This is a genomic window from Mycobacterium sp. (assembly GCF_050701675.1).
In the GTDB taxonomy this organism is placed as follows: domain Bacteria; phylum Actinomycetota; class Actinomycetes; order Mycobacteriales; family Mycobacteriaceae; genus Mycobacterium.
Genome location: NZ_JBOGDD010000146.1, coordinates 1 through 11,516 on the forward strand (window position 1 = coordinate 1; position 11,516 = coordinate 11,516).

10 protein-coding genes are annotated in these 11,516 nt (G+C 65.4%); 6 read left to right on the forward strand and 4 right to left on the reverse strand.

What is annotated here, in order from left to right; genetic code table 11:
• The 4 genes from ACRDUX_RS04245 to ACRDUX_RS04260 form a co-directional block, all read right to left on the reverse strand.
• Positions 1 to 157, reverse strand: a 157-nt coding sequence (locus ACRDUX_RS04245; RefSeq protein ID WP_526411353.1) for a class II aldolase/adducin family protein, incomplete at its 3' end; no start/stop codon positions are given.
• Positions 154 to 1,407, reverse strand: a complete 1,254-nt coding sequence (gene otnK, locus ACRDUX_RS04250) for a 3-oxo-tetronate kinase (RefSeq protein WP_526411335.1) — start codon at positions 1,405 to 1,407, stop codon at positions 154 to 156. The genes otnK and ACRDUX_RS04245, both read right to left, overlap by 4 nt.
• Positions 1,404 to 2,075 carry a hypothetical protein gene (locus tag ACRDUX_RS04255; protein ID WP_526411337.1) on the reverse strand — a complete coding sequence of 224 codons (672 nt, stop codon included), beginning with the start codon at positions 2,073 to 2,075 and terminating at the stop codon, positions 1,404 to 1,406. The genes otnK and ACRDUX_RS04255 overlap by 4 nt, the downstream gene beginning before the upstream one ends.
• A gap of 6 nt (positions 2,076 to 2,081) precedes the next feature.
• Positions 2,082 to 2,762, reverse strand: a complete 681-nt coding sequence (locus ACRDUX_RS04260) for a GntR family transcriptional regulator (protein ID WP_526411339.1) — start codon at positions 2,760 to 2,762, stop codon at positions 2,082 to 2,084.
• Between the two features lie 246 nt (positions 2,763 to 3,008).
• Between ACRDUX_RS04260 and ACRDUX_RS04265 the strand changes: the two genes are divergently transcribed.
• The 6 genes from ACRDUX_RS04265 to ACRDUX_RS04290 form a co-directional block, all read left to right on the forward strand.
• Positions 3,009 to 4,178, forward strand: coding sequence for an extracellular solute-binding protein (locus ACRDUX_RS04265; RefSeq protein WP_526411341.1), 1,170 nt, complete (start codon positions 3,009 to 3,011; stop codon positions 4,176 to 4,178).
• A gap of 32 nt (positions 4,179 to 4,210) precedes the next feature.
• Entirely contained in the window at positions 4,211 to 5,983 is a 1,773-nt protein-coding gene (locus ACRDUX_RS04270; RefSeq protein WP_526411343.1) for an ABC transporter permease, read from the forward strand.
• A complete protein-coding gene (locus tag ACRDUX_RS04275; protein WP_526411345.1) occupies positions 5,976 to 7,106 on the forward strand; it encodes an ABC transporter ATP-binding protein in 1,131 nt (376 codons plus the stop codon). Before ACRDUX_RS04270 ends, ACRDUX_RS04275 begins: the two co-directional genes overlap by 8 nt.
• A gap of 27 nt (positions 7,107 to 7,133) precedes the next feature.
• Positions 7,134 to 8,219: an isocitrate/isopropylmalate dehydrogenase family protein gene (locus ACRDUX_RS04280; protein WP_526411347.1), complete on the forward strand. Its 1,086-nt coding sequence runs from the start codon at positions 7,134 to 7,136 to the stop codon at positions 8,217 to 8,219.
• Positions 8,216 to 10,867, forward strand: coding sequence for an aconitate hydratase AcnA (acnA, locus tag ACRDUX_RS04285; protein WP_526411349.1), 2,652 nt, complete (start codon positions 8,216 to 8,218; stop codon positions 10,865 to 10,867). Before ACRDUX_RS04280 ends, acnA begins: the two co-directional genes overlap by 4 nt.
• A gap of 19 nt (positions 10,868 to 10,886) precedes the next feature.
• Positions 10,887 to 11,516: hypothetical protein (locus ACRDUX_RS04290; RefSeq protein WP_526411351.1), on the forward strand; the 630-nt coding region annotated here is incomplete at its 3' end.

Consider the following 11,516-nt stretch of genomic DNA (forward strand, 5'->3'; position numbering starts at 1 on the left):
GTGATGCGGGGCGCAGGCGTTCCAGGCTGACCCCGGTGGGCGTCATGAGGACGGTGCCATCGGCGTCAATGGCGCTGAGGTTGCCGGTTCGCCCGAAGGTCAGGCCGCGACGAAAGAAGGAAGCACCGAGTTCGGCGATGTCGCTGGCGACCGTCATGAGAGCGTCGGTCCGGTGGCAGCGCGGACGAGAAGGTCGAGGTCGCCGAAATTGCCGGATTTGAGAAGCAGTGAGATGTCGTGGTCGGGAGTGCTACACCAGGGGACTCCGCGGTCGGCTTCGGCGTCGACGACAACGGATTTGACGCCCAGCGCATCGACGACGGCGCCGGAGGTCTCCCCGCCCGCAACGATGATGCGGCGTGCTCCCGCGGCGACGGCGGCCTTGGCCAGCGCACCCATCGTGGCCTCGAGTTGATCGGCGACGACGGGATCGGCGGGGCCGCGCTCGTCTGCCGGTGCCGAGGAGTAGACCATCACCGGCTTGTCGCCGAGGTGCTCGAGTAGCCACGCCAGGGCCGGCTCGAAGAGGTCGCCAGGGGGGGCCGCAGTGCGGGGATCGAGGCGGTGTGAGGCGAAGTGCTGCCGAGCGTGGGCGACCTGGCTCAGCGTGGTCTTCGAGCAGCTGCCTGCGAAGACGACGCTGGCCCCTGGCGGGGCAGGCAAGGGCTCGACACCGTCATCGCAACCGTGGTCGGCGATGACTTGCCCGAGTGCGCCGGCCAGTCCCGCGGCGCCGGTGAGCACGGCCATGCCTCGCACGGCGCGGGCGATGGTGATCAGGTCGTCGTCGGTGAGCGCGTCGAGCACCACGTGGCGGATGCCGTCACCGGCGGCATGGCGCAATTCGTCGGCTAGGGCCGCGCTACCGCGGCGAACATGCTGCCAGTCAATTAGTTTCACCGGATGCGGGCTTTGGGCGGCCATCAGCCGGGGCAGGTGCGACTCGGTCATGGGGGTCAACGGGTGGTGGCGCATCGACGATTCCGACAACAGCTGGTCGGCGACGAACAAGTGGCCCTGGTAGACGGTGCGACCATGTTCGGGTGCGGCGGGGCAAACCACCGTCATGGACTCGCCTGCGGCGTCGAGCAGCGCGTCGGCTACCGGACCGATGTTGCCTGCCGCAGTCGAGTCGAAGGTTGAGCAGTACTTGAAGTAGATGGTGCCCACTCCGGCTGTTTTGATCAACCAGTCTCGCGCGGCCAGCGACATCGTCACGGCATCCTGGGCGTCGAGCGCACGGGTCTTGAGCGCGACGACCACGGCGTCGACGTCGTCGAATTGCGCTGTGTCGTCGGGCGTTCCGAACAACAGCACGGTGCGTAAGCCCTGCCGTCGGAATGCTGCCGCGACATCCGTGCCGCCGGTGTAGTCGTCGGCGATGCACCCGATCGTCGGGCTGCTCACGATGCCGCCAGCCGGCGTGCGATCGCGCGTGCGGCCGACAGGGGCGGGCTCGCCACGGGTAGGGCGATCTCGTCGGCGAGTGCGGCGGCCGCAGGGCTCAGCGAGTACTGGGCGATGCAGACCATGTCGAACGGGTGGGCAGCGCCGTTCAGTTCGGCCGCGAACAGGTCTACGAGCGCCGGTATGTCAGCGCGTGATGCCGCGTCCGCGGCGCCGTCGCAGAACACCGGAACCACCTCGACGGCGTCAGCACCGGCCAGTGCCGCCGTGAGCCGGGCCGTGGTGTCGGTCGCGGCGCCCTTCAGGGACGCCAACACCGCGACGCGTCGAGGTGCGGCGGCCGTGATCTCGGCCACCATGTCGGTGTCGGAGGCGAATACCGGTGTGGTGATGAGCCTTTCAGCAACGGCACGGACATCGCCGTACATCGAGCAGGCGATCACGACGGCGTCGGCCCCGCCGGTGACGCCGTGCCGGATCAGGTTGAGCATCCGGTCGCGAAGGCCGGGGCTGAGCTCGCCGTTGAGTTCGTCCGCCGCTATCCCGAGCCGGTCGTCGATCAGATTCCACAGCTGCGCACCGGGAAGCTCTTCGGCCAAGGCTGCGCGGAGAGGGGGGATCGACGCGGATGTGTTGTGCACGGCTGCGATCAGGGGATGGTCAATCACGTCTGGTCATTCTCCGATGGCGTCATGGCCCAGCCGCCACATTGCGGTGGCGCCCAGGCTGGTGTCGATGTGGGCGCGCATGACTTTGGCCGCTTCGTCGGTGTCGCCCGAGGCGATCAATTCGACGAGCATCTGGTGCTCGTGTGCCTTGACGTCGCGGGCCGCCTGCCCGCGGTCGGTCTGCAGGGCCAGCCGCCGGTACCGGTCGGCCTTGTCCCACAGTCCTTCCAAGGAATCGATGAGCAGGTCATTGTGGCTGGCCCGGTAGATCGCGGCATGGAAATTGCGATGCGCGACGAGCTGCCCGATCGCCGGTTGCGAGGGGAGGGGTTCGAGGCCGGCGTGGGCAGCCCGGATGGCCTGGATGTCGGCATTGGTGCGACGCTGGGCCGCTAGCCCGGCGGCCAGCGGATCCAGCGACTTTCGCAGCTCCAACAAATCCCGTGCCTCCTCGGCGCGCAGGGGGGAGATGCGGGCGTCGCGGTGCGCGTCGAGTTCGACGAGGCCCTCACTCTTGAGGCGACGCAACGCCTCGCGCAAGGGTGTGGTGCTGATGCCGATCCGGCTCGCGAGTTCCCTTTGCTGAATGACGGCACCGGGGTGCAGTTCGCCCGACAGAATGCGCTCACGCACCTGCCGGTAGGCATAGTCGCTCTTGGTTTCGAACAGTCCCGCAGGCTCCGACATCGACTGCCCCTTTCTCAATAGCTTATAACGGTACAGGATTCGTCTGCCGCCACGCTAGATAGGCGCGAACTAGGGATAAATCAGCCTCTACCAAGGGGATATGACGATCAGAAGGGGCGTGGCCGTCACTTTCGCCAGGTCACATGCTCGGCATTGACGTCATAGGTTATAACCGTTTAGTGTGAGCGGGCACACAGTGAGGCCCTGGTAGGTCTCGTCTTCAAGAAGTCTTCAAGGAGGAAGAGCATGAAGTCAGTCCTTCAGGGCCGCCATGCCAGCGGCAGGCGCGCGGTTCGCCTGGCCGCCGTGTTTGGCTTGGTCCTTTCGCTAGCCCTCACCGCATGTGGGTCCGGCGGTCAGTCCGAGCCGGGGGCCAACAACCCCGTCGAGACCGGTCAGGCGCCCGACTACTACCCGGCCGACTACAAGGACGTGATCGCCGCGTCGAAGAACGAGGGCGGGACGCTGACGATCTACTCCAATACCGATCAGGAGAACTGGGAGCCGATCTTCCGGGACTTCAAGAAGAAGTATCCGTGGGTCGGAAAGATCGAAGCCAACAATCTCGACAGCGATGAAGTATTCCAGCGGGTGCTCAGCGAGCAGGCCACCAGCGGGTCGCCTGCCGACATCGTGGTGTCCAACGCCGCGCAGGCCTGGGCCGACTTCGCCGCGCGGCCAGGAACACTTCTGGAGTACAAGTCACCGGAGGTGGCCAAACTTCCGCCAATGGCCACGCTGATGCCCAACGTGTACGCGATGTCGACCGACCCGCTGTCGATCATCTACAACGCGTCGCTGGTGACGGACAAGCCAACGGGGCTGAAGAGCCTGGCCGACATCGTTGCGAAGGATCCGGGCAAGTTCACCGGCAAGATCACCACGCGTGATATCGACGGCTCCTTTGGATTCACCGTGTCGCATGCCTTTACCCAGGCTCGGCCCGACTCGTGGTCCACGCTGGACAAGTTGTTGCCGTTGGGCAAGGCAGAGACCTCGTCGGGGACGCAGCTCGAGAAGATCACCTCGGGGGAGTATCTGGCGGGATTCTTCGTCAGCGCCGCACCTGCCTACCCGAAGGTCGCCGACAGTGGAGGCTTGCTGGGACTGACGTTCCTCGACGACGGCACGGTGGTGTTGCCCCGCGGGATCGGTATCCCGGCCAAGGCGCCGCATGCGGCCACCGCGAAATTGTTCACCGACTTCGTTCTCTCGGAGGAAGGTCAGCGCGCCGTCGCCGAGGGCGGCTTGACGTCCTACCGGGACGGCATCGAGGCCACCGACGGTCGGCACACCTATCAGGAGCTGGTCAAGGCCGTTGGTCAGGACAACGTCATCGATGTTCCCTACGTGACGGTGCCCGAGGACCAAGTGAAGGCGTTCACCGAACGGTGGGACGGCCTGCTCGGCCGCTGATCACCAAACCAACAGTGAGGACCGTGAGTGTCATGGCAACGACGACAATGCCGCAACGGGCTGATCGGGGTCCGGTGGCGGGGGGTCAACCAGCCCCTCACTACCGGAAGCTGTTCGGCCACGGACGAGAAGTATGGCTGCAGTACGCAGTCGTCATCTTTCTCGCGCTCCTCGTCCTGGCGCCGGTGGTGCCGACGCTCTATCAGTCCCTGCTCGATCGGCCGCTCTACGAAGCCGGCGGGGTGCTCAGCCTCGACAATTACGCGCGGCTGTTCACCGATGCCGGGTTCGGGAAGGTGGTGTTCAACACGGCGCTCTTCGCGCTGTCGACCACGGCACTTTCCCTTCTCCTGGCCGTCCCGATGGCCATCATCGTGGTGCGCACCAAGCTGCCCGGCGGCGGCATCCTGGCCGCAGCCATGCAGTGGCCCTTCTTCATCTCCTCCCTGATCCTCGGGTTCGGGTGGATCATGATGTACGGCCCATCGGGATTCGTCAGCGTCAAGGTTCAGCAGGTCCTCGGCCACGTCCCGTGGAACCTGTACTCGATTCCTGGGATGGCACTGACCGAAGCAGTGGCCCTTGCGCCCATTGCATACACCTTCTGCGCCAATGCCTTGCGGCAAAGTGACGCATCACTGGAGTCGGCGGCACGGGTCTGTGGTGCGGGCCCGCTGCGCATCATCTTCGCAGTCATCCTGCCGATGTTGCGGCCACCGATCGTCTACAGCTCGATCCTCGTCATCTCGATGTCCGTGGAAACCCTCAGCGTGCCACTGCTTTACGGACAACCGGTCAACATTCAGGTCTTCTCGACGTTCCTCTACCGCAACGGCCTGCAGTCGATCAACCCCGACTACGGGGTGCTCGGCGCCGCCTCGGCGGTCATCCTGGTGGTCACCGTCAGCCTGGTGGCACTGCAAGCCAAGCTGCTGAAGGACTCGCAGCGATTCGTCTCAGTACGAGGCAAGGCCACCCGTCCCCGGCTGCTCGACCTCGGATGGCTGAAATGGATCAGCCTGGCGGCCATCGTGTTCTATGTCGTGATGGGCGCGCTGGTGCCCATCGCCGGACTCGTCTTCCGGTCCTTCACACTGGTTTTCAGTCCATTGCAGTCACCGTTCAAGACCTTGACGATGGGCAACTACGACCGGATCTTCTCCTTCGAGGTCTACGTCCAGTCGATCAAGAACAGCCTCATCGTTGCGGGCCTGGGTGCGATACTGGTCAGCTTCGTGGCGCTGCTCGCCGTGATGGTTGCCCGGCGATCGACGTTTCGCTTCCGCCGCGCCGCCGAATACCTGGCCCTGGCACCCCAGGCGATGCCGGGCATCATCGTGGGCATCGGGCTCTTCTGGGCATTTGCCTACGCCCCCTTTGGTTCCGGGCAGCTCATTGCGGGCACGCTCTGGGCACTGATCATCGGTTTCGGTTTGCGCGCACTACCAACTGGCTTCGGATCGTTGGCGCCGTCAGTCATGCAGATTGCCCAGGAACTCGACAACGCCGCCAGAGTCGCCGGCGCCGACTGGGTCAAGACCTTCACCCGGATATTGATGCGTCTGCTCACGCCGGCCTTCGCCGGCGCCCTGGTGCTGACCTTCGTGACGATGCTCAAGGAGTACTCGCCCGCGGTGTTCCTCTCCTCGGCTCACACCAACATCATCGGCACCACGATGCTCGAACTCTGGGTCCAGGGAAACACCGGCTCGGTGGCGGCGCTGTCCACCATCCAGATCGCGATCACCGCTGCCTTCGTGGCCCTCGCCGGACTGCTCCTGAAAGGACGTAACACCAATGCCTGATGTCAAAGTCAGCCACCTCAGCAAGCGGTTCGCCAACACCACCGTTCTCGACGACGTCGACTTCACCATTCGTGACGGTGAGTTCTTTACCCTGCTGGGCCCCAGCGGATGCGGAAAGTCCACCACGTTGAACTGCATCGCCGGCCTCGAAGAACCCACGGGCGGAACCATCGGAATCGGCGACACCACCTTGGTCGACACCTCGCGCCGAATCTTCGTGCCGCCGGAAGGCCGCAACCTGGGGATGGTCTTCCAGTCCTACGCCCTGTGGCCGCACAAGAACATCGCCGACAATCTCGCGATGCCCCTGCAGATCCGCAAGATCGGCAAGGACGAGCGGCGCCGGCTGATCGACGACGCCCTTGACAAGGTCGGGCTCAAGAACATGCGGGAGCGCTATCCCCACCAAATGTCAGGCGGTCAGCAGCAACGTGTCGCCCTCGCCCGCGCGCTGGTCTACTCGCCGACGGTTCTTCTGCTCGACGAGCCGCTGTCCAACCTCGACGCCAAGCTGCGTGAGCAGGCCCGGGCGTGGCTCAAGAGGTTGCAGGAGGACCTGGGTATCACGACGGTCTACGTCACACACGATCAGGATGAGGCGTTGGCCCTCTCCGATCGGATAGCAGTGATGTCTGGTGGTCGGATGCTGCAGGTGGGCACCCCGACTGAGATCTACGAGACCCCGGCGACGGCTGAAGTGGCGGCGTTCGTGGGCCGGTGCAACTTCCTTCAGGCGAGCATCACCGAGCTGACCGCCACCGGCGCGACCGTGGCATTGGCCGCCAACGGTCAGACCATCACGGTCGCTTCCGATACGCCCGGCCAAGTCGGGCAGACGGTCACGGTCGCCATCCGACCCGAACGCCTGCGCATCTGCCCCCCTGGGCAATCCGTCGCGACCGAAGCCAACACGCTGAACACCGAAGTACTCACCGTGTCCTACCTGGGTTCGCGCTATGAGTACGACGTCAAACTCGGCGATCACGTCGTCCAAGTCGTTTCCGATCGCAGCGGTCTCACCGGGCCCGTGCAACTCGCCGTCGATCCGGATGCGTGTCTGCTCTTCCACGAAGCCGACGTGCTTTCTGCCGAAGCCCAAGAGCTGCTGACCGTCTCACCCTGAGCACCCGAAAATAGAGGAAACCCCGTGATGACCAACGCTTCCCGTACCTACACTCTCGGCGTCTTGCACGGCGACGGAATCGGACCCGAGATCGTGCCTGCGGCAGTCCGCGTCGCCGACGCCGCGGCCGAGACGGCGGGTGCTCCGCCGGTCCGGTGGAAGGAGCTTCCGCTGGGCTTCGCGGCGATCGACGAGTTCAACGAAGCAGTGCCCGCGAGCACGCTGGCCGCATTGGCCGAAACCGACGGCTGGCTTCTTGGGCCGCACGACAGCGCCGCCTACCCAGAGCCATTTCGCTCGCAGCTCAACCCAAGCGGAACAATCCGCAAGCACTTCGACCTCTACTCGAACGTTCGTCCCGCCAAGGCCTTTCAGGGCGGTAACGCCGTGGTCCCCGGTACCGACCTCGTCATCATGCGCGAGAACACCGAGGGCTTCTACGCCGACCGCAACACCTACCTCGGCACCGGTGAATTCATGCCGACCCCCGACATTGCGATCGCGCTCGGCATCATCACGCGCCCCGCGTGCGAACGGATCGCGCGCGAGGCGTTCGAGTGGGCATCCCGGCGCCGCAAGCGGGTCACCATCGTGCACAAGGCAAACGTGCTGAAGCTGACGACGGGACTCTTCCGCGACGTCTGCCGGGAAGTCGCCAAGGACTACCCCGACGTCAGTGTTGACGATTACCACATCGACGCCATGACCGTGCACCTGGTCCGGCGCGCCAACGAATTCGACGTCCTGGTCACCGAGAACATGTTCGGCGACATCCTCTCGGATCTGACCGGAGAGCTCGCGGGATCACTGGGCATTGCGCCCTCGCTCAACGCATCCCAGGACAGAGCCATGGCGCAGGCGGCGCACGGCTCGGCACCCGATATCGCAGGCAAGGATCGCGCCAACCCGATCGCGATGATCCTGTCCACCGCGATGCTGTTCGACTGGCTCGGCGCGCGACACGACGATGACGGGCTCACCCGTGCGGCGGCGCTGATCGAGCGCAGCGTCGAAGAGACCGTGGCGCAGGGAATCAGCACCCGCGACATGGGTGGCAACGCCGGATGTCGCGAATTCGCCGAGGCGGTGGCGGCCACCATCAAACAGCCATGACCGCCGCGACACACCTGATCGGCACCGGGCGGGACACGCTGGGCACCCAGCGTGACCTCGTCGTGCAGGGACGGCGTCTGCGGTATCACGACGTCACCGCCGTTGCGCCGAGCACCCTGCCCGTCACGCTCCGCATCCTGCTGGAGAACGTGCTTCGCTTCCACGACGGCACCTCAAGGGGTGATGACCAGGTCAGTGCGGTCACCGACGGCGCCGTCACGCCGGTCGACCTGTATGCGTCACGGGTGTTCCTGCACGACACGAATGGCGTACCCACACTGGTGGATTTGGCGGCTCTGCGCGACGCGATGGCTTCGTGGGGTGGTGATCCCGGGCGGGTCAACCCGGTCATCGCCGGCGAGTTGGTGGTCGATCACTCCGTGATCGCGGACGTCTTCGGCACGCCTGACGCCATGGTGCGCAATGTCGAGTTCGAATACTCACGCAATGACGAACGGTATCGCTTCGTGCGGTGGGGTCAGAAGTCCCTGAAGGACTTCGCGGTGGTGCCCCCCGGCACCGGCATCATGCACCAAGTCAACCTCGAACACCTCGCCCGCGTGGTGATGGCTGAATCCGGCTGGGCGTTTCCCGACGTGTGCCTGGGCACCGACTCTCACACGACGATGGTCAATGGGCTCGGCGTACTCGGCTGGGGGATCGGCGGTATCGAGGCCGAGGCAGCCCTACTGGGGCAGTCAGTTTCGATCAACGTGCCGAAGGTCGTCGGGGTCTACCTCAACGGGACCCTGCCGGCGGGTGCGACCGCGACGGACCTCGTCCTCACCGTCACCGCGCTGCTGCGGGCCCACGGCGTGATTGGCAAATTCGTCGAGTTCTTCGGCCCTGGCGTCTGCAACCTACCTCTGACCGACCGGGCCACGATCGCGAACATGAGCCCTGAATTCGGGTCCACGTGTGCACTGTTCCCCATCGACGACGAGACACTGCGGTACTTGAGGCTCAGCGGCCGCGCCGAACGTCAGGTCGAACTCGTCGCGAAATACGCCAAGGCACAGGGGATCTGGCATGACCCCGACCGCGAACTGCGATTCGACACCACCGTCGAGCTCGACCTCGGCGATGTGGTGCCGGTGCTCGCGGGCCCGTCCCGGCCCGAGGACCGCGTTCCGCTGGACGAGGCCAAGCAGCGTTTCGCCACAGCCGTGCAGAGGGTGCGAGGCGAACGAGCCGGCCCAACGACCGTGACGGTCCGTCTCGGGCATGACGACCACGAGATCAGCGATGGTGCCGTCGCCATCGCGGCGATCACGTCGTGTACCAACACCTCCAACCCCGGGGTGATGGTCACGGCGGGTTTGCTGGCCCGCAACGCAGTTCGTGCCGGCTTGCGCAGCAAGCCGTGGGTCAAGACGACGCTGAGCCCCGGATCCCGGGTGGTCATGGACTATTACGCCCGCGCCGGTCTGGTCGAGGACCTCGAACAGCTTGGCTTCTACCTCACCGGCTTCGGCTGCATGACCTGCATCGGCGCATCGGGACCGTTGATCGACGAAGTGTCCGGCGCGATCCGCGAAGGGGTCACTGCGGTGTCGGTCTTGTCGGGGAACCGCAACTTCGAAGGCCGCATCCAACCTGAAATCGCGATGAACTACCTTGCGTCTCCGCCGCTCGTCATCGCCTACGCGCTGGCAGGCACCATGGACATCGATCTGGTGAACGAGGCCTTGGGCCAGACTCCCGACGGCAGCCCGGTGTTCCTCGCCGACCTGTGGCCCGATCCCGCAGACGTGCAGGAGGTCATCGCGCAGAACGTGACGGCCGACCTGTTCACCGATGCGTACCGAGACGTCTTCGCCGGCGATCACCGTTGGCGGGAGATCGACGTCGCCAACAGCGAGCTGTTCCCATGGGCCCCGGCCTCTACGTACATCCGCCGGCCGCCCTACCTTGACGGCGTTGACCGCGAGCCGCCACCGGTTGCCGACATCCGTGCCGCACGGGTCTTGGTCAAGCTCGGCGACCTGGTCACCACCGACCACATCTCGCCCGCGGGCGCGATCACGCCAGGAACACCAGCCTGGGACTATCTTGCCGCCCAGGGTGTTGCGGGCCGCGATGTCAATACGTACGCGTCCCGCAGAGGCAACCACGAGGTGATGATGCGCGGAGCCTTCGCCAATGTCCGGTTGCAGAATCAGGTCGCGCCAGGCACGCGCGGCGGTCGGACCCGCAACTTTCTCGACGGGGGCAGTGAGACAACGATTTTCGACGCCGCCGCCGCATATCGGGCAGCGAGGGTTCCCATGGTCGTCGTGGCCGGGCGAGACTACGGGGGCGGATCGTCGCGAGACTGGGCAGCGAAAGGCCCTGCCCTTCTTGGCGTTCGAGCCGTCATCGCGCGATCCTTCGAGCGCATCCACCGCTCCAACCTGATCGCGATGGGGGTGATTCCCATCGAGCTGATCGACGCCGGGCCCGACGACGTCGCGCCCACCGGCGCCGAACACCTCAGCATCACTGGACTCGAAGCGCTCAACACCGGTCAGGTACCCGCCGAGGTCACTGTCAGCAATGGCCGCAACACCTTTGCTGCCCGGCCGCGACTGGACACTCCACGCGAAGCCGAGTACATCCGCCATGGTGGAGTAATGCCCTACGTACTGCGCCACCTGATCTCGGAATAGTCCGGGTATCGTCCGGGCCATGGGTGACGGAGGTAAGCGGGGCGCCGCCAAACGGGCCAGACGCGAGGCTAGGCGCAGCAAGGCGCGTCGCGCGAACGCCGCTGAACGGGAGACTCCCGAAGAAGCGCCGTTGATCGACGAAGTGCGCCAGGCGTTGGACGGCGGCCAGCCGATGGATCTGCTGGGTCTGGTGAGCATGCTGATCCTGGCCACCTCCCCGCAGCCGGTAATGCTGCGACGACCCGATGCGGAGGACCCTCCCAGCCTCGCCGAACTCGTCGCCGCGTTCATCGACGTGCAGGTACCGGAGACCACCGCGCTGCTGGCGGTGCTCAGTGAGCTGGTCACCGACGATGACGTGCTGCGCGACCGTTGCCGTCGCGAGGTGGAGGCACGTAACGACAACCTTCCGCACTGGCTCGCAGCGCTGGCGCAGACCAGCGTCCATCGGGTGGTGCGGATGGCGCACGTACTCGGCGACGGCGACGAATTGCTCCTCGGCGTGCGGCTTGCCGACGGGCAAGAACTGACGTGCGCGGTCCATGTCGACCACCTCGAGATGTCGGAAGTCAAGGACGCGTTCTTCGTACCGGAGCCCATCGACACGGTGATCGGCGTCGCGAAGGCGAGCAATGCCGATCCCGACACC

Coding starts and splice junctions, on each gene's coding strand:
- ACRDUX_RS04280 (WP_526411347.1), top strand. CDS start 7,134: ATGACCAACGCTTCCCGTACCTACACTCTCGGCGTCTTGCACGGCGAC.
- ACRDUX_RS04270 (WP_526411343.1), top strand. CDS start 4,211: ATGGCAACGACGACAATGCCGCAACGGGCTGATCGGGGTCCGGTGGCG.
- ACRDUX_RS04260 (WP_526411339.1), bottom strand. CDS start 2,762: ATGTCGGAGCCTGCGGGACTGTTCGAAACCAAGAGCGACTATGCCTAC.
- acnA (WP_526411349.1), top strand. CDS start 8,216: ATGACCGCCGCGACACACCTGATCGGCACCGGGCGGGACACGCTGGGC.
- ACRDUX_RS04275 (WP_526411345.1), top strand. CDS start 5,976: ATGCCTGATGTCAAAGTCAGCCACCTCAGCAAGCGGTTCGCCAACACC.
- ACRDUX_RS04265 (WP_526411341.1), top strand. CDS start 3,009: ATGAAGTCAGTCCTTCAGGGCCGCCATGCCAGCGGCAGGCGCGCGGTT.